This window comes from Mycobacterium sp. IS-1742 (assembly GCF_001500125.1).
Lineage (GTDB): Bacteria > Actinomycetota > Actinomycetes > Mycobacteriales > Mycobacteriaceae > Mycobacterium.
Map to the genome: position 1 here is coordinate 1 of NZ_LQIV01000034.1, position 21,373 is coordinate 21,373.

Consider the following 21,373-nt stretch of genomic DNA (forward strand, 5'->3'; position numbering starts at 1 on the left):
CGCTGGATGACGCAGGTCAGGCCACCGGCGCCCAACGTCAACGCGTGGCCGCCCGTGAGCCCCGCCGAGTTCACCGCGATGAACGGCACCTGGTACGCGTTCGGCGCCCCCGGTGGCCTGACCTGCGTCATCCAGCGCGGCGGCGCCTACGGCTGCAGCGGCCCGATCCCCGCGGCCCCCAGCGGCGCGAACCTGGTCAGCGGCGGTATCGGCGGTGTGCCGACGTTCGCCACCGCGGCGGCGCCGTTCACCAACGTGGTGGAGACGGTGAAACCGCTGCCGGCCAACACCCGCATCAGCTTCCAAACGGTCAGCTGCGGCACCGACGGCACGATGACCACGTGCGTGGACGCGCACAACGGCGCGGGCTTCGTCATCAGCCCCACCGCCAGCTTCGTGCTGCAGCCCAGCAACCCGCTGCTGCTGCCCCGGGAGGGCCGCAACCCCTACTTCAACTGACGTCTAGAAGCCCGAGCCGAACACCTCGTGGCCGGGCTTCTCGGCCACCAGACCGCGGTAGGCCTGCTCGACCGTCGACCCGTGGTTGATCACGCCGTCGACCTCGCGGGCGATCGGCATGTTCAGGTCGTACTGCTGGGCGAACTCCATGATGACCTTGGAGGCCTTGACGCCCTCGGCGACCTGGTTCATCCCCGCGATGATCTCGTCGATCGGCTTGCCGGCCCCGAGTTGCTCGCCGACGTGCCGGTTGCGGCTGCGCTGGCTGGTGCACGTGACGATCAGATCGCCCATCCCGGCCAGACCGGCGAAGGTGTCGCGGTGCCCACCCATGGCCTCGCCGAGTTTCGACATCTCCCGCACCGCACGGGCGATCACCATGGCCCGGGTGTTCTCCCCGATGCCGAGTGAGTACCCCATGCCGACCGCGATCGCGTAGACGTTCTTCAACGCCCCCGCCATCTCGACACCCACCACGTCGTCGGTGGTGTAGGTGCGAAAACGCTTGGTGCGGAACAACTCCGCCAGCTGCGCCGCGAGGTGCGGATCCGGCATCGCCAGCACCGCCGCCGCGGCGTACCCGTCGGCGACCTCGCGGGCGATGTTGGGCCCGGCCAGGATTCCCGCCGGGTGCCCCGGCAGCACCTCGTCGACGATCTCGCTCATCCGCTTGTTGGTGCCCTGCTCGAGTCCCTTGACCAGCGACACCACCGGCACCCACGGCCGCAGTTCGGCGGCCAGTTCCTCGAGCACCCCGCGGAACCCGTGCGAGGGCACGCCCATGACGACGACGTCGGCGCTGTTGGCGGCCTCGGCGAAGTCGGTGGTCGCGCGCAGCGTCTCGCTGAGCACGCAGTCCTCACCGAGGTAACGCGCGTTGCGGTGGTTGGCGTTGATGTCCTTGGCGGTGTCCTCGGAGCGCACCCACTGCATCGTCGGCGCGCGCCGGGAACAGATCGATGCGACGGTGGTGCCCCAGGACCCACCCCCGAGGACGACGACTTTGGGCTGTCGTTGCGCGTGTGCCATGGCGATCAGCGTAGGACGGTGCCGCCGCTCGGGAGGCCGATTCGATTGGTGCAGCAACCGTGTCCCGGGCGGGGCGATAATGAGGACTCGTCGGCTCAGGGGGTGTGGTGACGGTTTCGCTGTCGGTGGTGGAGACCTCCCACCCGGACGGCCTCACCGACGCCGCCGGCCGGGTCCGCGAGAGCATCGCCCACCTCGACACGCTGATGGCTCGACAGCGCCTCGCCCTGGCGGACCTGCGCGCGAACTGGCAGGGCAAGGCCGCGGCGGCGGCGACCGCCAGGGCCGAAACGAACCTCGACCGGCAGGAGGAGCTGGCGGCCCGGCTGCAGGCGGTGCAGTCGGCGCTGCAGACGGGTGGGGCGCAGCTGTCGTCGACCGGGCGGGCACTGCTGATGCTGGTGACCAGTCTGCGCGCGACCGGCTGGCAGGTCGCCGACGACGGCACCTGCAGCCCGCCGCCGTATCTGCCCCCGGTCTTCACCGGGCTGGCGCCGGCGTGGACGGCCGTCATCGGAAATCTGCTCGCCCAGTACGACGAGGCCGACCGGTCGACGGCCGCGGCCGTCGCCGCGGCGCTCGATGGCCCGCTGCCGCAGGCGCCGCCAGCCACGCTCGACGATCCGCGGCAGCTGCCGGGAAAGGACACCGCACCCGACGACGTCAACAGGTGGTGGGACGCGCTCAGTCAGGCCGAGAGGGATGCCCTGATCGCCGCCCATCCGCCGGAGTTGGGCAACCTCAGCGGTATTCCCGCCGGTGTCCGGGACCGGGTGAACCGGGCGGTGATGACCGATGACCTGAACCGCGTCCGAGACGTGGCCGCGCGCAACGGGGTTGGCGAGGACGACGTGCTGGCCGATCCGGCCCGCTACGGGCTGACCCAGACCGACGCCACCCGGTTCCACAACGCCCGGCGCACCGGCGAGGGGCTGGCGCATCAACGCGGGCCCAACCCCAAGAACCCGCGGCCGGTGATGCTGTGGGGCTATCAGCCGCTCGCCGACAACGGTCAGGGCCGGGCGGCGATCGCGATCGGCGACCCGGACACCGCGGAGAACACGGCGGTCATCGTGCCGGGCACCGGCAGCAGCGTGCGCGACGGTTGGCTGGCCGACGGCCGCAACGATGCGATCACCCTCTACGACCAGGCCAGGCTGGCCGATCCCGACGATCCGACCGCGGTGATCATGTGGATGGGCTACGACGCGCCCGACGGGTTCACCGACACCCGGATCGCCACCCCCGGCCTGGCGCGGGCGGGCGGTGATCTGCTGGCGGCCGACGTGAACGGGCTGGCGGCCACGCACACCGGTCCGTCGCACGTGACGGTGATCGGCCACTCCTACGGGTCGACGACGGTGGCCGACGCGTTCGCGGGCAGCGGGATGCGCGCCGACGACGCGGTGCTCATCGGCAGTCCGGGCACGGATCTGGCGAAGAGCGCCGCGGACTTCCACCTCGACGGCGGCAAGGTCTACGTGGGCGCCGCGTCCACCGACCCGGTCAGCTGGATCGGCACACCCGGGGACCTCCCGGCCGACGTCCTCAACCGCACCCTGGGATATCCGGTCGGGCCGGACGCCGGGCTCGGCACCGATCCGGCGGGCGACGAGTTCGGCTCGGTGCGTTTCCGCGCCGAAGTGGCCGGCGAGGACGGTCTGGACGTGCATGATCATTCCCATTACTACGACCGAGGCAGCGAATCGATGCGGGCCATCACCGACATCGCCAGCGGCAACAGCCACCGGCTCGCGGAGCAGGATCTGCTCGCCGAGGGACGGCGGCAGCCGCACCTCACCACCCCCGATCACCTCGACCTACCGTTCGGCGGGCGTATTCCGTTGCCGCACATCGACACCGACATTCCGGGCAGTCCCGCGTTCATCGACCCGGAAGCCGGCCGACCAGGGAGCTCTGTGACCACCGACCATGACTACAAACCGACCGGGTGAGCTGAGGCGGGCGGCGTTGGCCGTCACGCTGCTGGTGTGCACGATCGCGTCAGGAGGTTGCTCGATGTCCGAATCCCGGGGCGGCGCCGGAGAGGTCGTCAACCCGATGTCCGACGAACAGGCTGAGGCCCAGGTCGTCGACGCCGGCCGTCAGCTGCGCACCGTCGCCGGTCTGCAGGACGTGGGCGGCGGCTTCTCGTTCGAATCGTGCAACGACCAGGGTGAGCCGCCCTACCGCGGTCTGGTCGAGATGAGCGCGCAGCTGCCCGCGGGCACCGCCACCGACACCTACGCGCGGCAGGTCGCCGACGCCATGGTGGCGGCGGGCTGGACCGACGGGCCGCCGCCCGGAAAGAAGCCCTACGGCACGGTGATCCACCGGGACGGGGTGACGGTCGTGATGGGACCGGGCAACGTCGAGGGACTGCTGGCGTTCACGATCCAGGGGGAGTGCCGCAACACCACCGATCACCGCGACGACGGCAAGACCGTCGGCCGCGACATCACCGCGGCGTTGCTCAGCGGTAGTTGACGAACTGCAGGGCCACCTCGAGATCGGCCTGCTTGAGCAGGGCGATGACGGTCTGCAGGTCGTCGCGCTTCTTGCTGCTCACGCGGATCTCGTCGCCCTGGATCTGGGCCTTGACGCCCTTGGGGCCTTCGTCGCGGATGATCTTGGTGATCTTCTTGGCCTGCTCGCTGGTGATGCCTTCTTTGATGGTGCCGTTGACCTTGTAGGTCTTACCGCTGGGCTGCGGGTCGCCGGCGTCGAAGGCCTTCATCGAGATGTCGCGTCGGACGAGCTTCTCCTTGAAGACGTCGACGGCGGCCTTCACGCGTTCCTCGGTGGAGCTGACGATCTCGATCGCCTCCTCGCCCTTCCAGGCGATGGTGGTGTCGGTGCCCCGGAAGTCGAAGCGGGTGCTCAACTCCTTGGCTGCCTGGTTCAGCGCGTTGTCGACCTCCTGACGATCGACCTTGCTCACGACGTCGAAGCTGGAATCCGCCATGGACTCGCTCCCTCCTGGCTTGTTCGGGCGTTTTCGTCTTCGGCCCATCCTCGTTGTACCCTGCTAGTCGCACCAAATCCGAGAGGACGGTGCGACCACCCGGCAGGTTGCCCGAGCGGCCAATGGGAGCGGACTGTAAATCCGTCGGCTTACGCCTACGCAGGTTCGAATCCTGCACCTGCCACGCTGTGATCAGGCCCCCTTTCGAGGGGGCCTGATTGCGTGGTTGGGGCGAGCGTGAGCTTGTGACCGAGGTTCGGGCGAAATATCGCGCAGGAGCTCACGTTCGGCATTCACAAGCTTGTCTACCTGCCGCCCCGACGGCAGGTAGACAAGCGATTGTGACGTCGCATCCCCCGGGCGACGCACGTGGACTCGGCGGCTCGTGCGCGCCCCCACGCGAATCGCCCCGAGTCCTTGTCAAATAAACCAAGTGCCCAGCCCGTCAGGAATCGGGGTTTTCCCTACGTTGCTCATATGAGTGCAGGATCCGCGTCCCGACCTTGCTGCTCAACCGTTGTGGGGCCAGCCCGGCCTGCTCACATGTGCGCGAGACGAGGCTCGGTTCACAGCCGTCGAACACGCCGTAGAGCACCTCGTCGGAGGGCACGGCGACCGTCAGGACGAGGTGGATGTCGGTGCCCTCGGCGCGCATCCGCGCCGCCACCGACTCGATGCGTGCGACGAAGGCGTCGATCAACTCTTCGGAGAGGTCCGGCAGATACCACTCGGCCAGACATCCCGACGTCTGAGCGTCGACTGTGAGCATGCCCACACGTTAGATCGCATCGGCTGCCGACGAATTGGGGAATTCCCTATCCTTTCCCACCCCTTGCGGCGGCGCCGATGAGCGGTACGCCCGTGCAAGATCAGCGATTTAGTTGCAAACGCGAGAACATGGTCCTACGCACCGGAAGGTGTTTTCGATCGGTACATCTTTCGCGGACCGAAATAGCTGTGGTCCACCTCGGCGGCTAACCGCGGTACGTGAGGTCGCCCGACGAGAATTCGCTATCGGTTTCAAGTACAAGCGGTTGACATGCTTCGTTGCCCGTCATCGAAACCGGTCGTGAGATAGCTAACTTGCTCTTTCAACGTTCAGTAGCTCGGCAGCGTGCACCGCTGCGAAAATAACTGTCGATCGGCGTAGCCAGGTCTGCGCATACCGGCGTCGGCGGGGCCTGGGCAAACAAAACAAACCCGACTTACGGAAAGGACAAATTTCCCCTGAGCTCGGTGCGATAGTGATCTCCGCGCGCCCTGTGGAGGCGTTCGCACGGGGATTCGAGGGGGCGCTCGAGCAATGACAGCTAACGACCGCAAGGTGACATCCACCTACGCCGCATACATCGGACGCGTCGGCGCGCTGGCGATCGCGCTCGGCGTCGGTGGAGCCGTGGCAACGACACCGGGGGTTGCCTGGGCTGACGATTCCCCGTCGTCGACGGCCGGACCAGCCGACGCCTCGACCGGGGCGCAGACGGCCCCCACCACCGGCGACGGCGCCGTCGCGGACGAGCCTGCGTCGGACGTCACCGACGACGCCGAAGAAGCCGAAGAAGCCGAGGAAACCGAGGACGCCGAGGACACCGAGGAACTCGACGCGGACCTCGACGAGGAATTCGACGACCTCGACGGCACCGAGAACCCCGACGGACTCGAGCAACCGCCCGCCGATCCGGTCGACGAGCCCGAGGTTTCCGAACCGGTCATCGAGACACCGACCGACACCGGTTTCCCCGCGCAGGGATCCGACGAACCGCCCGCAGGCGGCGAGGCCGCCCAGCCCGTCGACGCGGCCGACCCTGTCGACGCCGCGCCACCGGAGCCCGAGACCACGGGCCTCGACGCGGGCGCGGCGAGCATCGCGTCGACGAACAGCCGTTCCGCGCAGACGCTCTCGCTGACCGACGACTCGGCGCTGATGACCTCTGCGCGCACCCAGCTCGCGGGTCTGCCGCCGCTGCGGCTGAATCTGCCGACCCCCGAACAGTTCATCGCGAGCATCCCCGCGCCCGTGGTGACCTGCCTCTGCGGCGTCATCAACACGGTGACCAACTTCTTCGACACCGTGCTCAAACCGATGCTCGGCGGCGTGACCGGAGGAGCGGGAGCAGCGGGCCCGGGTCCCGCGGCACCCGGACCGTCACCGGCGCTGTGGGCGGTCGCCGCCTGGGTCCGGCGACAGGCCACCCAGGCGATCGACGGCTTCATCGCGTCCCCGCTGGGCACCCCGATCCGGATGGTGATGACGGCCGTGGACGACTTCGGCGACTCCCCGCAGGGCCGCGCACTGGGTGCCGCGGTCACCCAGTTCCTCGGGCAGTGCGGCCCGAGTGCGGACCTGCCTGCCGAACTGGACCGCACGGTGCTGGTCTCCGGTCTCACCGAGCCGACCGATTTCAAGATCCTCAACAAGCATCACGAGAGTGGGGTCGACCGGATCTTCATCGCCGAGAAGGGCGGTTCGATCAAGGTCTACAACCCGGACACGCGCACGGTCAGCACGCTGACGGTGATCTCCACGACCACCGGCGGCGAGCGGGGCCTGACCGGCATCGAGGTTCATCCCGACTTCTGGCACAAGGACGAATTCGGTTACCGGTCGATCTACGTCGCCTACACGGCCGGCGACACGAACAGGGACACTCTGTCGCGTCTGGTGCTGTCCGAGGACATGACGACGGTCGTGAGCTCCGAGATCCTCATCCGGTCGACCGAGAACGCCAACAACTTCCACCACGGCGGCGATCTCGCGTTCGACAACGAGGGCGAGCACCTCTACTGGGTGGTCGGCGACAACACCGAGGGGGTGGTGAACTCCCAGAGCCTGAGCAACATCCACGGCAAGGTTCTGCGGCTCAACCCGGACGGCTCGGTGCCCGAGGACAATCCGTTCGTCGACGGCGACACCACGACGGCGAGCCCAGCCGACTACATCTACGCCTACGGCTTCCGCAACCCCTTCCGGCTGACGTTCACGCCCAACGGGAAGCTGCTCGTCGCCGATGTGGGCGAGGCCAAGTGGGAAGAACTCAACCTCGTGGTGAAGGGCGGCAACTACGGCTGGCCGCAGGCCGAGGGCAACTGCACCGGCTGCGCCTCGATCAACCCCATCTATGCGTACAAGCATTCGGCGCCACCCGCCAACGCGGGCGCGATCACGTCGGTGACGGTCTTCGACGGCGCCGGCTTCCCCGAGGAGTACCGCAACCGGGTGTACATCGCCGATTACAGCCAGGGCTGGATCCGCGTGCTCGACTTCGACGAGCAGTACAGCAGCCTCATCAGCGCGAAGACGTTCTGGGGCAATGCCGGTGCGACGGTCAACCTGGCGCAGGGGGCGGACGACAACCTCTACCAGCTGACGATCTATCCCGGCGAGTTGTCGATGATCTCCCCGTCCGGCGGCAACCGGGCGCCCACCGCCGTCATCGACGCCTCGCCGACCACGACGGCGGAGAAGACGCTGACCGTCAACTTCTCCGGTCTGCGGTCGTACGACCCCGACGACGAGGACAACCTCACCTACCGTTGGGATTTCGGCGACGGCAACACGTCCACCTCGGCGACCCCGGTCAACCAGTTCACGACCACCGGGGCCTACAGCACCTACACGGTCACGCTGACGGTCAGCGACGGCGAGAAGACGAACACGACCACGCAGAAGGTGACGGTGGGCAGCACGCCGCCGGTCGCGCAGATCGTGAGTTTCCCGTCGTCGTACAACGCCGGCGACACCATCACGTTCCGGGGTTCGGGCACCGATGCGCAGGACCGCCCGGACGGTGCGCCGCTGCCGTCCACCGCGTACAAGTGGACGGTCGTGTTCCACCACAACGAGCACACCCACCCGTTCGCCGACAACATCGTCGGGGAGACGGCCACCATCACGATCCCGCGCTCACGCGATCAGATCGACGGCACCTGGTATCGCGTGCATCTCACGGTCACCGACAGCAGCGGTCTGTCGACCTCGACCTACGAGGACATCATGCCGAACCTGGTCGACCTGACCATCGCCGCGAGCGATCCGGGCGCGAGGTTCACGATCGACGGGTTGCCCTACACGGGTTCCTACACCGAACGCGCCGTCGTGGGTGTGGATTACGTCGTCAGTGCCCCCACGACCCAGACGGTCAACGGCAGGCAGCTGACGTTCGACGGGTGGTCCGACGGCGGTACAGCCACGCACACGATCCGGGTTCCGGCAGACGCGACGACCTACACGGCCAATTACGTCACCGCGGGGGCGAACCTGCAGCAGGTGGTGTGATCCGCTCACTCCTCGAGCCGGCGGGCGAGCGCAACGCGACCCCGTACGCCGAGCTTGCGGTAGACGCGACCGAGATTGGCCTCGACGGTCTTGATGCTGATGAACAGCGTTGCGGCGATGTCGCGGTTGCTCATTCCGGCCGCGGCCAGTTCGGCCACGCGCCGCTCTGAGGGCGTCAGGTTCTGATCGCGGGTGGGGCGCACGTTGACCCGCGTCAGTTCCTCGCGCGCGCGCTGCGCCCACAGCACGGTGCCGATGTTCTCAAAGGTCTCCAGTGCGTCCCGCAGTGTCGCGGCGGCCGCCTCCTTGCGTCGCTGCCTGCGTTGCAGCTGTCCGAGAAGCAGTGCGGTGCGCGCCCGTTCGAACGGCATCGGCACGCGCTCGTGGTGGGCCATCGCCTCGGTCACCGCGGCGACCGCCCCGTCGACGTCACCGGCCGCGGCCAGCTGCAGTCCGCGCCCGCGTCCCGCGACGGCCGACATCCACGGCCGGTCGAGGGTTCGGCCGTCGTGGTCGAATCTGTCGATGAGGGGCTGCGCCTCGGCGCCGCGCCCCACCGCCACCAGCGCCTCGATGGCGTCGGGGACGAAGAAGGACGCGAAGATCTCGTTGCCGCGGGTGGCCAGGTAGTCGCCCAGCAGCGGCTCGAGCGTGGTGAGAGCCTGCGCGTAGTTGCCCAGTGACACCTCGATGAAGACCAGGACACCGAGCGGCCACCACGTCATCCGCGCGATCCCGCTGCGGCGCCCCACCTCCAGCGCCGCTTCGGCGTCCGCGCGGGCCGCGCGCACCCGGCCCGCATGGGCGCCGGTGATCGCGCGCATGCCCAGCGCCACCAATCGCGAGTTGTCGCCGCCGAGCTGTTCGGCGCGTTCGACGGCGTCGCCGGCGTAGGTCGCGGCCTCGTCGAGCCGACCGCGCCACAGCTCGATCAGGGTGCCGCTCACCGCCAGCGCCAGCAGGTCACGGTCGGCGCCGCGATCGAGGCTGCGGCGCCGCAGATCCTGCAGTGTGGCGTACGCCTCGTCGAGGCGCCCGGTCCACGAGTCGATCAGGCCGGCCACCGCCCGGGCCCGAAACGGCATCGGCACCTCGGCATCCGGATCCTCGTATTGGAGTGCGCGCTGCATGTCCTCGTGGTCGAGGCCGAATCCGAAGCTGAAGCGGGTGAAGACCCGCACGGTCAGGGCCTGTCCGATCAACTGGCCCAGGCCGGTCTGTTCGGCGATCTCGACCGCGCGCTCGGCATTGCGCAGGGAGACCTCGTGGTCGGTCCAGTTCGTCTGAGCCAGGGCGAGTGTCATCAGGCAGTACACCTGCAGGGTGGGATCGGACTCGCCGTCGGCGAGCGCTTCGTCGATCAGTTCGAGCGCGTGCTGATAATCGTTGCGGTCCATGAGGATTCCGGCCAGCTGCATCGACGCCATGGCCCGCAGCGGTCCGTGTGGCATCCGGGGCAGCGTGGCGGTGAGCAGATCCCCGGCGCGCGCACCGTCGCCCGCGGTGAAGTGGTGCGCCGCGGCCTGCAGGCGGCGCAGATCGGTGTCCCCGCCGAGTCGCATCGCGAATTCGAGCAGTTCTGCCGCCGCGGCCGGGGCGCCCCCGGGGGGGGGGGCGGCGGCCGCCGCATCCAGCGCGGCGAGCGTGTCGTCGTCCTGTCTGGTCGCCGCGAGGGCGAGGTGGCGCGCCTTCTGTTCGGGTTGGGCGGTCACCTCCGCCAGCCGGCGGTGCATGTGACGGCGCCGGGCCGGCCCGGCCTCGGAGTACACGCCGCGCGCGAGCAGGGGATGGGCGAAACGGATTGTGAGACCGTCGATCTCGACGAGGCCCTGGTCCTCGGCGGCCTCGAGGAGCTCCAGCACCTCCTCGGGGGACTTCTCGGTGGCGCTGGCCACGAGGTCGACGGTCGGGGCGGCGACGCACGCGGCGGCGAGCAGGACGTCGCGCACCACCTCGTCGATGCCCTGGATGCGCCGACGCACCACGTCGGCCAGCGACGCGGGCAGCGCGGGTTCGCCGGCGGCGGTCTGTTCCGAGATGGCGCGGGCGAGTTCGAGGGCGTAGAGCGGGTTCCCGCCGGAGGTCTCGGCGATCCGGATCAGCGTGGGGCGCGGGAACGAACGCCCGAGCCGTTCGGAGAGCATCGCGTGCAGCCCACCCAGCGTGAGCGGCGCGATGCGGTGGCGGCGCAGCCGGTCCGGATGGCCCAGTTGCAGCCACTCGGTGTGGTGGGGTGCGGATTCCTCGGAGCGTTCGGTCAGCAGGAGCCCGACGGGGCAGTCCAGCCGTCGCGCCACGTAGCCGATCACTTCCCGGCTGCACACGTCGAGCCACTGCACGTCGTCGACGGCCACGATCAGCGGTGTCTCGCCGCAGAGGAGTTCGAGGGTGCTCAGCACGGCCGCCGCGGCGACCCGGTGGTCGGTGTCGGGGCCGTCCGCATCGCCGCGCAGCATGAGCCGGTCGAGAGCCAGCCGCTGCACCTCGGGGAGGTCCCTGGTGACGTCGAGTTCGACGTTCTCGAGGAGGTCGGCGACCACGGCGTAGGCCAGCGACGTCTCGGCCTGGCCCGCGCGTGCGGACAACACGCGGTAACCCCGTTGACGGGCCTCCTCGACGGCGGTCAGCCAGAGCCGGGTCTTGCCGATCCCGGTCTCGCCCTCCAGGAGCAGTCCGGACGGGCCGTCGGCGACCGCAGCGAGGAACGCCGCGACGGCTTCGCGTCCGGCCGACGCGTCCCGGGGCACGTCCATCGCTTCATAATTGCAAACAGCAAAGCGATCGCGAAACCGACCCTCGGTATGAAACGGCGCAGCCTCAGTGCTCAGGACCCATATCGGCGGCTCGGTTCTTGCAACCGCAAGGTCCGTGCCTGCAAACTATCTGTCGCGTCAGTAATCCGTCGTCGCCGAAGTCAGTTCGCAGCCCGCAGATCGGGGGACAGCGCGGCGTTGATGCGGCGGCAGTTCTCCGCCATCGCCGCGGTCTGCGGCCGGCTCAACGGATCGAGATAGTGCGTCCGGACGGCCTGGCCGTAGACGGCCATCGCCTTGTCGAGCAGCGAACGCCCCTCGTCGGTGATGGTCGCCAGGACGTAGCGGCCGTCCCGGTCGCTGGAGGCGCGATGTGCCAGGTTGCGGGCCTCGAGCCGGTCGACGCGGCGGCTGACCCGGCTCGGTGTGGACACCAGCGTCTGCGCGAGCGTGCCCATCCGCACCGACCCGGTGGCGGACTTGGCGAGTTCGTGCAGGAGCCGGACGTCCTCGAGGGTGAGCCGACACGACTCGTTGAGGTCGTGGTTGAGCTTGGCCTGCAGCCGCAGTGCGGCGTCCAGGTAGTTCTGCCAGGACTTCAGCTCCGCGATGTCCAGACCTGGCATGTCACTCGGGGTGCGCCCCGTCGCTGTCACTTGGAAGGTTCCCCTGGTGCCGGCGCGGCGGTGTCCCCCGTCCGCGCGCTGATCGATACTGGTTTGTCGGTCCGCGACCTGCTGTAACACTTTCTTCCCCCTCCGTGTCCCTGCGGACGACCGGCCGTCCCCCTCGGCAGTTCGTTGCCGCCAAGTGTCGGACGCAGGGATGGGGCGAGGAATCGGGGGTTTCCCTACCCTTCGACCAATTTGCCATAAGTTCGCTTTTCCGGCACGTTTGACGGCGGCGTCGAATGATCAACGACATCTTGGGCAAAGGTGCGGTAATTTCTCCTCGACACACCGACTGGCCGCTGCCGAGGAGTACAACGGTGGACGCGACACCATTCGGGCACTACCAGCTGCAGAAGCTGATCGGCCGGGGCGGCATGGGCGAGGTCTACAAGGCCTATGACACCCGGACCGACCGGGTCGTGGCCCTGAAGGTGTTGCCGCCGCACCTCGCCCAGGACGCGACGTTCCAGCGCCGGTTCCGGCGCGAATCGCAGGCGGCCGCGGGCGTGCAGGACCCGCATGTGGTGCCGATCCACAGTTACGGCGAGATCGACGGCCGGCTGTATCTCGACATGCGGCTGATCGAAGGCCGCAACCTCGGCGCGATCCTGCAGGAGGCCGACAAGCCGCTGCTGCCGTCGTTTGCCGTGAAGGTCGTCGAGCAGGTGGCGACCGCGCTCGACGCCGCGCATGCGGCGGGGCTGATCCACCGGGACGTCAAACCGTCGAACATCCTCATCACCGACCGCGACTTCGTGTACCTGATCGACTTCGGCCTGGCCCGCAGCGCCGGGGAACCGGGGATGACGACGGCGGGCAGCACGCTGGGCACGCTGGCCTACATGGCGCCGGAGCGGTTCAACGGCGGCAGGATCGACCCGCGCTCGGACATCTACGCGCTCACGTGTGTGCTCTACGAATGCCTGACAGGGGTGCGGCCGTACCCCGCGGACAGTCTCGAGGAGCAGATCGCCGGGCACATCGTGCGGCCGGTGCCGAAACCGTCGACGGTGGATCCACGGCTCGCCGCCTTCGACGCGGTGATCGAGCGGGGCATGGCGAAGAAACCCGAGCGGCGCTTCCAGACGGCGGCGGAGATGGCCGCAGCGGCGCGGCGTGCGTTGACCTCGCCGGTGCGCTGGTCGAGCCGGTCCGGCAGGCATTCCGCACGGTCGGCCCGGATCCCGCTGCGTCGCAGGCTGACCAGGCGGGCCGCGACGGTGGCGGTGGCCACGCTGGTGGTGGTGGCGATCTCGGGTGTCGTGACGTGGCAGTGGAGTGGGTGGCCCGAGCGGACCAGGGCCCCGAGGCAGGTCGTGGTCGCCGAGGACACCGCGACGCCGGTGCCCGGTCCGGTGCCGACACCGGGTGAGGTGCCGACGATCGCGGCGACCGTGCCCGCGGACATCCGCGAGTCGGGCCGGTTGGTCGTCGGGGTGAACGTGCCCTACGCGCCGAACGAGTTCCGCGACGCCTACGGCGAGATCGTCGGGTTCGACGTCGACCTGATGAAGGCCGTCGCGCGCACGCTCGGACTGGTGCCGGAGTTCCGCGAGACGGCGTTCGAGAGCGTGATCCCGTCAGTGCAGTCCGGGGCCTTCACGCTGGGCATGTCCTCGATCACCGACACCGTCGAACGCGAGAAGACCGTCGACTTCGTCACGTACCTGGAGGCGGGCACCCTGTGGGCGCAGCGGGCGGGCTCCGCGCAGGTCGACCCGGCGAATGCGTGCGGATTACGGGTGGGTGTGGCCTACAGCGTCATCCAGGAGACCGACGAACTGCCCGCCAAGAGCGAGGCGTGTGTGGCGGCGGGTGAGGAACCGATCGACAAGGTCGTGTTCACCGAACAGGACGACGTCACCGCGGCGCTGCTCGCCGGCGAGGTGGACGCGATGTCGGCCGACTCACCGGTCACCGGCTTCGCGATCAAGACCTCCGGCGGCGCGCTGGAGCCCGCGGGTGAGGTCTTCGACTCTGCGCCCTACGGGTGGCCGGTGGCCAAGGGGTCCGAGCTCGCGGAGTCGCTGCGCCAGGCGCTCGAGCACGTGATGGCCACCGGCGAGTACCGCACGATCGCCACGATGTGGGGCGTCGAGAAGGGCATGATCGCCGATCCGGTGATCAACGGCGCGGTGCGCTGACCCGCGCGCCGACACGCGAAAGCCGTGGCGGCACAGCGTAACCTGTCTTGAGAGACTCAACGTCGTCAAGCGAGCAACAGGGGATGCGCAGGCATGGCCAAGTTGAGAACCGGAAGTGGATTCGCCGACGTGGTGGTGACCGCGGTCGCCTCCACCACGGCCCTGGCGCCCGACGCCGAGGACACCTGGCAGCAGCTGCTGGACGGACAGAGCGGCATCCGCGCGCTGGATTCGTGGTTCGTCGAGCAACTCGACTCGCCGGTGCGCATCGGCGGTCAGCTCCGTGAGGATTTCGACGCCCACCTCAACCGTGTCGAGCTGCGGCGGTTGTCCTACATGCAGAAGATGTCGACGGTGCTGGGCCGCCGTCTGTGGGAGGCCGCGGGCACACCCGACATCGACGTGCGGCGGCTGATGGTGTCGATCGGGCTCGCGCTCGGCTCCACCGAGGAGATCCCGGCGCAGTACGACAACTGGCGGCAGAAGGGGCTGCGCGCGGTGTCGCCGCTGGCCGTGCAGATGTACATGCCCAACGCCCCGGCCGCCGCGGTCGGGCTGGACCGGCAGGCCAAGGGCGGCATCATCTCCCCGGTGATGGCCGACGCCTCGGGGGCGGCCGCGATCGCCCAGGCGTGGCGCCAGATCGTCCTCGGCGAGGTGGAGATGGCCATCTGCGGGGGCGTGGAGACGCAGATCGAGGCGGTCCCGGTGGGGGCGTTCACCCGGATGGGTGTGCTGTCGACGAACAACGACGATCCGGTCGGCGCCTGCCGACCGTTCGACAAGGACCGGGACGGCATGGTGTTCGGCGAGGGCGGGGCGCTTCTGCTCATCGAGACCGAGGAGAACGCCAAGGCCCGCGGCGCGACGATCCTCGGGCGGATCATGGGCGCGGCGATGACCTCCGACGGCTACGACATCGTCGAACCCGATCCCAGCGGGGTGCCCGCCGGGGACGCGATCCGGCATGCGGTCGATCTGGCCGGCCTGGCGCCGTCGGACGTCGACCTGGTCAACGCCCACGCGACCGGCACCGCGTTCGGTGACGTGGCCGAGGGGCGTGCCATCCGGCACGCGCTGGGCGAGCATCGGCCCGCGGTCTACGCCGCCAAGGCGGCGCTGGGCCACTCGCTGGGGGCGGCAGGGGCCGTCGAGGCGGTGCTCACGGTGCAGGCGTTGCGTGACGGGGTCGTGCCGCCGACGCTCAACGCGCGCCACCTCGACGCCGACATCGACCTCGACGTCGTCACCGGCGAACCCCGTCGTGGGGAGTATCGGTACGCGGTCAGCAATTCGTTCGGCCTCGGCGGGCACAACATCGCGCTGGTCTTCGGCGCTTACTGACCCCGAACCGCCCGCCATAAGCCCACTTTGGGCTTAACGTCGGCCCGGTGTCGTTGATCTCCACCGCCCTGCTCCCGCTCCGGATCGCACGCCGGGTCGCGGAGGCCGTCAGGAACGCGGTGGCTCCCGCGTCGCCGCGCCCACCCGACCTCGTCGTGATCGACGGTATGCCCGAGGGGGTCCCGCCTGCGGCGCTGCAGCGGGAACCGGTCCTGCCGGTGCCCTCGGGGTGGCCGTTCGGCGAGGAGTTCCCCCGCACCTGCGGGACGGGCCGCTTCGCCGGTGGCGCGCTGTTCTGGACCGACTTCCTCTACGACGACCACGGCGCCTCCGGTATCCCCGTCAGCGTGCCCACCGGCGGTGCGCCGCCGCGCGGCACCTACGTCTATCCCGACGGTGCGGCGGCGCGCAACGGCGCGGACATCTTCCGGGTGGGCATCGGGCTCACCGCCACCGACACCTGGTGGCGGATCGATTGGAACACGTTGCTGGACAGTTCGATTCCGATCGGCCTGTTCACATTCGACACCGATCGCGGGACCGCTTCCGACACTGACCGCTCCGCGGTCGCGAGCAACGAGTGGCCGGCCAACGCCGGTGTCCGCTCCACCGGCATCGACCTGGCCCTGCTGATCTCCGGCGCCGGCGCCTGGCTCATCGACCTGACCACCGGCACACGCACCGCGGTCGAGCACCGCGTCGACACGGAATCGCGGTCGTTCCTGGCGACGGTGCCCCGGGCGCTGGTCGCACCGACCGGAACGTGGACGGTGCGGCTGGCCGCCGGGCTGGCCGACGAGGCGGGTGACGGTTTCGCGGAGGTGCCGTTCGTCCGCGGCGCCGCCCCCGGACAACCCAACGTCTACAACCTCGCCTTCCGCACCCGAGAGCAGGAGAAGGTGCACCTGAACTTCTGGTCGGACCAGGCCCAGGCCGACGCCCTCGACGACGGTGACGTCTCGCAGTTCGCGCTGGCGGTGCCGTGGGATCACCTCGCCGACCGGCGCACCGACCCGGAACCGGTGGTGACCGGCACGTCCACCCGCTGGTATGTGTCCTCGGCCGAGCTGGGTCAGGGTGTGGGACCGGGCAACATCCTCGACACCGCGCCGCAATTCCTCGGCCGGGTGCAGCCGTACTCGGTGTGTGTGCCCGCGACGTACGCGCCGGGACGGAAACTGCCGCTGACGTTGCTGCTGCACTCGCTGGCGCTGGGCCAGAACCAGTACGCGGCGTTCGACCCGAAGCTGCTGCACGAGGTGTGCGACGGACGCAACTCGATCGTCGTGACGCCGCTGGCCCGCGGTCCGGCGTGCTGGTATTTCGACGAGGGCGAACTCGACGTGTGGGAGGTGTTCGCCCGGGTCGTCGAACAACTGGGCGCCGATCCGAACCGCACGGTGATCTCGGGGTACTCGATGGGCGGGTACGGCACGTACAAGCTGGGCCTGAGCTATCCGGAGGTGTTCGCCCAGGCGGTCGTGCTCGCCGGGCCGCCGACGTGCGGTGTGCGGCTGGTGCGAGGTGTGGAGGCGCCGGCCGACTTCGACCCGACGTCGCACTGCGCGCGGGAGGGGGACACCTTCAGGTTGCTCGAGAACGCGCGGTGGCTGCCGTTCGTCATCGCCCACGGCGGCCTCGACCAGTTCGTGCCGTTCCCGGGCGTGGCGCAGCAGGTGCTCGAGCTCGACGAACTCGGGTACCGGTACCGGTTCGCCGCGTACCCCGTCGAGGACCACGTCGCGTTCCTGCTCAAGGACGACTTCGACGATCCGATCGCGCACATGAAAACCGATCTGCGGCAAGCGGATCCGGGCCACATCACGTTCTCCTGGTATCCGCAGCTGGTGCGCGAGGATCTCGGGATCGGGCCGCATCGGGTGTGGTGGGTGTCGGAACTGCGAGCCGCCGAGGACGTCGAGAAGGTGCGCGGCAGGGTCGCCAAGGTGGACGCCCGGTCCTACGCCCGCCCCGACCGGAGACGCACGATCGACCGCCGCGGCGGCGTGATCCCGGATTTCGACCCGACACCCGGGGTGTTCACCGAGATGACGTGGGAGCTGGGCGACGAGGTCGACCCGATGCCGTGGTTGACGCTGAAGCTCACCGGGGTCGCCGGGTGCGCGGTGGACGTGGTGCGGGCCGGGCTGGCGTCGCTGCCGCACTCGACGATCACGGTGTTCACCGACCATCCGGTGCGGGTCCGGCTGGCGGCCCTGCCCCCGGGGATGACGGTGAAGCTCGGCAGCACGCCGACCGGAGCGGTGGTCGATGTCCCCGCCGGACGCCACCGCATCACGCTGGCCGTGGCCGACAATGGGGATCGGAGGTGACGACATGACCCTTCCGACGACCCGGGCCCGGGCGGCCTTCCCGCCGGGGCCCCGCCTGCCCGCACCGGTGCAGGCGGCACTGCTGATGCGGTACTGGCCGAGCTTCGTCTCGGCCTGCCGACGCCGATACGGTCCGGTCTTCGCGCTGCGGGTGTCGTCGCTCGGCACGATGGTGTACCTCGCCGACCCGGCCGACATCAAGACGGTGTTCGCCGGCGACCCGCGCCGGTACCACGCCGGTGAGGCGAATGCGATGTTGCGCGGGATGCTCGGTGACACATCGGTTCTCGTGATCGACGAGGACGTGCATCGGGACCGGCGGCGGCTGATGATGGCGCCGTTCCACCGTGACGCGGTCGCCCGGCAGGTCGAGGTGATGACCGGGATCGCCGCCGACAACATCGCGCGCTGGCCGGTCGGCGCCCCGTTCGCGGTGGCGCCGAAGATGTCCGAGATCACGCTGGAGGTGATCCTGCGGACGGTGATCGGCGCGAGTGACCCGGCGCGGCTGGCCGCGTTACGCGCGGTCATGCCGAGGCTGCTGACGGTGACGCCCTGGACGACACCGGCGCTGGCCGACCCCGGCCTGCAGCGGCTGCCGCTGTGGCGGTCGCTGAGGAACCGCATCGAGGAGGCGGACCGGCTGTTGTACGCCGAGATCGCCGAGCGCCGTGCCGATCCCGACCTGACGCGACGTACCGACGTGCTGGCGATGCTCGTGCGCAGTGCCCACGAGGGTGGCCGCACGATGAGCGACCGGGAGCTGCGCGATCAGCTGATGACACTGTTGGTGGCGGGCCACGACACCACCGCCACCGGACTGTCGTGGGCCCTGGAGCGATTGACGCGGCATCCCGCGATCCTGGCGGCCGCGGTGCGAGCGGCGGATCGCAGCGCGGCGGGCGACCCGGCCGGCGACGAATATCTCGATTGCGTCGTCAAGGAGGTGCTGCGGGTCCGGCCGGTGGTCTTCGACGTCGGCCGCGTGCTGACCGAACCGACCGAGGTCGCCGGCTACCGGTTACCGGCGGGCGTGATGGTGGCGCCGGGGATAGGGCTCGTCCACGCCGATGCCGGCGTCTACCCGGACCCGGATCGCTTCGACCCCGACCGGATGGTCGGGGCGACGCTCACACCGACGACGTGGCTGCCGTTCGGTGGTGGCAACCGCCGCTGCCTCGGCGCGACCTTCGCGATGGTGGAGATGCGTGTCGTGCTGCGCGAGATCCTGCGCCGAGTCGTCTTGGGCACCACGACCGCACCGGGGGAACGTCAACGGGTCAAGGCCGTGATCATGGTGCCGGCCCGCGGCGCCCGCATCCGCGTCGAGGCGAGGCGAACTACTTGACCAGCGTGAACTGTGCGACGTAGCTGACGTTGCGGTTGAAGAAGTCCGCGCAGCCCAGCAGGTACTTCATGTACCGGTCGTAGACCTCTTCGCTCGTCACGGCGATGGCCTGTTCGCGCTGCGCCTCGAGGCTCTGCGCCCAGGTGGTGAGCGTGCGGACGTAACTGGCGGTGAGGTCGTCGCGTTCGACGACGGAAAAGCCTGCGGCCGTGGAGTATTCGACGACATCCTCGTCGCAGGGCACCGAGCCGCCGGGGAAGATCTCCTTGGCGATGAAACGCATGAACCGCAGATCGGTCATGGTGATCGGGACGCCCAGCTCGGGCCAGCGCTTGAGCGGGTGGCCCATGATCGTCTGCAGCACCATGCGCCCGTCGCCGGGCATGATGCGGTGGCACAGGTCGAAGAACGCCTTGTAGCGGTCCTTGGGGAACGCCTCGAACGCCTCGATGCTGACGATGCGGTCGACGGGCTGTTCGAACTCCTCCCAGCCGCGCAGCATCACCTGGCGCGACCGGGAGGTGTCGATGCCGTCGAGGATCTGCTGACCCAGCGACTGCTGATTCCGGCTCAGGGTGAGGCCGATGACGTTGACGTCGTACTTCTCGACCGCGCGCTTCATCATCGCGCCCCAGCCACAGCCCACGTCGAGCAGCGTCATGCCGGGGTGCAGGTCGAGCTTGCCGAGCGCCAGGTCGATCTTGGCCAGCTGCGCCTCTTCGAGCGTCATGTCGTCACGCTCGAAGTAGGCGGAGCTGTACGTACGCGTCGGGTCCTGCCAGAGCCCGAAGAACTCGTTGGAGATGTCGTAGTGGGCCTGGACGTCCTCGTAGGCCACCTTCATCTTCGTCGAAGTCCCTGTCGAGCCCCCCGACCCGCTGTCCGCCATCTGCGTCGTCCTCCGTTGTCCGTGAAAATCGATCTTGAACCTTATACGCAGATTGCCTAGCTGTGCTAAGCGGGAGCCTTCTCCAGCGTGAACTGTGCGACGTCGGTGTAGCCCTGGCGGAACAGATCGGCACAGCCGTCGAGGTACTTGAGGAACCGCTCGTAGATCACCTCGTTCGTGATCTCGATGGCCTCGTCCTTGTGCGCCTCGAGGTTGCGGGCCCAGGTGTCGAGGGTCTTGACGTAGTGCTCCTGGAGGTGCTGCTCGCGGGTCACGGTGTAGCCGGCCTTGACGGCGTGCTCCTTGACCATCGAGGCCAGCGGCAGACGGCCGCCGGGGTAGATCTCGTCCATGATGAACTTGATGAACCGCACCCGCGACATCGTCAGCGGCAGGCCCTTGGCCTTGATCTCCTCATCCTCCGGGATGATGATCGTGTGCAGCATCTGCACGCCGTCGTCGGGCATCCAGTCGAAGGTCTTCTTGAAGTAGTCGTCGTACTTGTTGAAGCCGAAGTGCTCGAACGCGCCGATCGACACGATCCGGTCGACCCGGCCGGTGAAGTCCTCCCACGGCTGCAGGCGGACCTCCAAGGTGCGGTCGGTCTGCGCGTTGGCGAACCAGTGCTCTTCGATGTGGCGCTTCTGGTTCTCCGAGAGCGTCAGGCCGATGACGTTGACGTCGTACTTCTCGACCGCCCGCATGATCGTGGCGCCCCAGCCGCAGCCGATGTCCAGCAACGTCATCCCGGGCTCGAGGCCGAGCTTGCCCAGTGACAGGTCGATCTTGGCCATCTGGGCCTGTTCCAGCGTGTAGTCGTCCTTCTCGAAGTACGCGCAGCTGTAGACCTGGTTCGGATCCTGCCAGAGCTTGAAGAATTCGTTGGAGATGTCGTAGTGGAACTGGACTTCGCCCTTGTCCGAGCCACGGGTCTGCGAAGCGGACTTCGACAGCCACTTGGACTCTGCCCTGGGGGATGCACTCGATGTATCTGCCACTGTCCGTCCTGGTGAGATCGTTTATTCGGGCCTGAACACTCGGTGCCTGCTGCTCGACACGGTGCCGAGACTACGCCTGCAGTCAGTTGATCAACGCGCTTGTCGCCACTATGTCTGGCACTTCTCAGGAATGCCAATCGTGGGTGGGCCGGGTCGGCTCGCCG

Annotated in this window: 15 protein-coding genes and 1 tRNA gene; 9 read left to right on the forward strand and 7 right to left on the reverse strand. The window is 68.8% G+C overall.

What is annotated here, in order from left to right:
• Positions 1-6 precede the first annotated feature (6 nt).
• A complete protein-coding gene (locus AU196_RS17600) occupies positions 7-459 on the forward strand; it encodes a hypothetical protein (RefSeq protein WP_082695789.1) in 453 nt (150 codons plus the stop codon).
• 3 nt (positions 460-462) lie between these two features.
• Here AU196_RS17600 and AU196_RS17605 read toward each other — a convergent pair whose 3' ends face one another.
• Positions 463-1,488 carry an NAD(P)H-dependent glycerol-3-phosphate dehydrogenase gene (locus AU196_RS17605; protein ID WP_059096372.1) on the reverse strand — a complete coding sequence of 342 codons (1,026 nt, stop codon included), beginning with the start codon at positions 1,486-1,488 and terminating at the stop codon, positions 463-465.
• Positions 1,489-1,595: 107 nt separating this feature from the next.
• Between AU196_RS17605 and AU196_RS17610 the strand changes: the two genes are divergently transcribed.
• Together AU196_RS17610 and AU196_RS17615 are read left to right on the forward strand one after the other, a co-directional pair.
• Positions 1,596-3,443 carry an alpha/beta hydrolase gene (locus AU196_RS17610; protein ID WP_059096632.1) on the forward strand — a complete coding sequence of 616 codons (1,848 nt, stop codon included), beginning with the start codon at positions 1,596-1,598 and terminating at the stop codon, positions 3,441-3,443.
• A gap of 64 nt (positions 3,444-3,507) precedes the next feature.
• Complete coding sequence (locus AU196_RS17615) at positions 3,508-3,975, forward strand: lipoprotein LppJ family protein (RefSeq protein WP_231737629.1); 468 nt, start codon at positions 3,508-3,510, stop codon at positions 3,973-3,975.
• Here AU196_RS17615 and AU196_RS17620 read toward each other — a convergent pair.
• Positions 3,962-4,453, reverse strand: coding sequence for a YajQ family cyclic di-GMP-binding protein (locus AU196_RS17620; RefSeq protein WP_059096374.1), 492 nt, complete (start codon positions 4,451-4,453; stop codon positions 3,962-3,964). The genes AU196_RS17615 and AU196_RS17620 overlap by 14 nt on opposite strands.
• A 101-nt stretch (positions 4,454-4,554) precedes the next feature.
• Between AU196_RS17620 and AU196_RS17625 the strand changes: the two genes are divergently transcribed.
• Positions 4,555-4,637: transfer RNA gene (locus AU196_RS17625), tRNA-Tyr, on the forward strand.
• 261 nt (positions 4,638-4,898) lie between these two features.
• Here AU196_RS17625 and AU196_RS17630 read toward each other — a convergent pair.
• Positions 4,899-5,222 carry a hypothetical protein gene (locus tag AU196_RS17630; protein WP_059096633.1) on the reverse strand — a complete coding sequence of 108 codons (324 nt, stop codon included), beginning with the start codon at positions 5,220-5,222 and terminating at the stop codon, positions 4,899-4,901.
• 534 nt (positions 5,223-5,756) lie between these two features.
• Between AU196_RS17630 and AU196_RS17635 the strand changes: the two genes are divergently transcribed.
• A complete protein-coding gene (locus AU196_RS17635; protein ID WP_059096375.1) occupies positions 5,757-8,729 on the forward strand; it encodes a PQQ-dependent sugar dehydrogenase in 2,973 nt (990 codons plus the stop codon).
• Between the two features lie 5 nt (positions 8,730-8,734).
• On the opposite strand, the gene AU196_RS17640 is transcribed toward AU196_RS17635, so the two are convergent.
• On the reverse strand, positions 8,735-11,482 hold the full coding sequence (locus AU196_RS17640; protein WP_059096376.1) for a LuxR C-terminal-related transcriptional regulator: 2,748 nt from the start codon (positions 11,480-11,482) through the stop codon (positions 8,735-8,737).
• Between the two features lie 161 nt (positions 11,483-11,643).
• Positions 11,644-12,228, reverse strand: a complete 585-nt coding sequence (locus AU196_RS17645) for a MarR family winged helix-turn-helix transcriptional regulator (protein WP_082695755.1) — start codon at positions 12,226-12,228, stop codon at positions 11,644-11,646.
• A gap of 242 nt (positions 12,229-12,470) precedes the next feature.
• Here AU196_RS17645 and stpK7 point away from each other — a divergent pair, with 242 nt between their 5' ends.
• From stpK7 to AU196_RS17665, 4 genes are all read left to right on the forward strand, one after another.
• Positions 12,471-14,297, forward strand: coding sequence for a serine/threonine protein kinase StpK7 (gene stpK7 / locus AU196_RS17650; protein WP_059096378.1), 1,827 nt, complete (start codon positions 12,471-12,473; stop codon positions 14,295-14,297).
• 93 nt (positions 14,298-14,390) lie between these two features.
• Positions 14,391-15,641: a KasA/KasB family beta-ketoacyl-ACP synthase gene (locus AU196_RS17655; RefSeq protein ID WP_059096379.1), complete on the forward strand. Its 1,251-nt coding sequence runs from the start codon at positions 14,391-14,393 to the stop codon at positions 15,639-15,641.
• A gap of 47 nt (positions 15,642-15,688) precedes the next feature.
• The gene (locus tag AU196_RS17660; RefSeq protein WP_059096380.1) at positions 15,689-17,974 is read left to right on the forward strand and encodes a prolyl oligopeptidase family serine peptidase; all 2,286 of its coding nucleotides are present in this window, start codon (positions 15,689-15,691) and stop codon (positions 17,972-17,974) included.
• A 4-nt stretch (positions 17,975-17,978) separates the two neighbouring features.
• On the forward strand, positions 17,979-19,322 hold the full coding sequence (locus AU196_RS17665) for a cytochrome P450 (protein ID WP_059096634.1): 1,344 nt from the start codon (positions 17,979-17,981) through the stop codon (positions 19,320-19,322).
• On the opposite strand, the gene AU196_RS17670 is transcribed toward AU196_RS17665, so the two are convergent.
• Both AU196_RS17670 and AU196_RS17675 read right to left on the reverse strand, forming a co-directional pair.
• Positions 19,315-20,211 (reverse strand): cyclopropane mycolic acid synthase family methyltransferase, encoded by an 897-nt coding sequence (locus tag AU196_RS17670; protein WP_059096381.1) that lies wholly within the window; start codon positions 20,209-20,211, stop codon positions 19,315-19,317. The two genes, AU196_RS17665 and AU196_RS17670, sit on opposite strands and share 8 nt — an antisense overlap.
• Positions 20,212-20,276: 65 nt before the next feature.
• Positions 20,277-21,209, reverse strand: coding sequence for a cyclopropane mycolic acid synthase family methyltransferase (locus AU196_RS17675; RefSeq protein WP_059096382.1), 933 nt, complete (start codon positions 21,207-21,209; stop codon positions 20,277-20,279).
• Positions 21,210-21,373 lie beyond the last annotated feature (164 nt).

Coding starts and splice junctions, on each gene's coding strand:
- AU196_RS17600 (WP_082695789.1), top strand. CDS start 7: ATGACGCAGGTCAGGCCACCGGCGCCCAACGTCAACGCGTGGCCGCCC.
- AU196_RS17605 (WP_059096372.1), bottom strand. CDS start 1,488: ATGGCACACGCGCAACGACAGCCCAAAGTCGTCGTCCTCGGGGGTGGG.
- AU196_RS17615 (WP_231737629.1), top strand. CDS start 3,508: ATGTCCGAATCCCGGGGCGGCGCCGGAGAGGTCGTCAACCCGATGTCC.
- AU196_RS17620 (WP_059096374.1), bottom strand. CDS start 4,453: ATGGCGGATTCCAGCTTCGACGTCGTGAGCAAGGTCGATCGTCAGGAG.
- AU196_RS17630 (WP_059096633.1), bottom strand. CDS start 5,222: ATGCTCACAGTCGACGCTCAGACGTCGGGATGTCTGGCCGAGTGGTAT.
- AU196_RS17635 (WP_059096375.1), top strand. CDS start 5,757: ATGACAGCTAACGACCGCAAGGTGACATCCACCTACGCCGCATACATC.
- AU196_RS17640 (WP_059096376.1), bottom strand. CDS start 11,482: ATGGACGTGCCCCGGGACGCGTCGGCCGGACGCGAAGCCGTCGCGGCG.
- AU196_RS17655 (WP_059096379.1), top strand. CDS start 14,391: ATGGCCAAGTTGAGAACCGGAAGTGGATTCGCCGACGTGGTGGTGACC.
- AU196_RS17665 (WP_059096634.1), top strand. CDS start 17,979: ATGACCCTTCCGACGACCCGGGCCCGGGCGGCCTTCCCGCCGGGGCCC.
- AU196_RS17670 (WP_059096381.1), bottom strand. CDS start 20,211: ATGGCGGACAGCGGGTCGGGGGGCTCGACAGGGACTTCGACGAAGATG.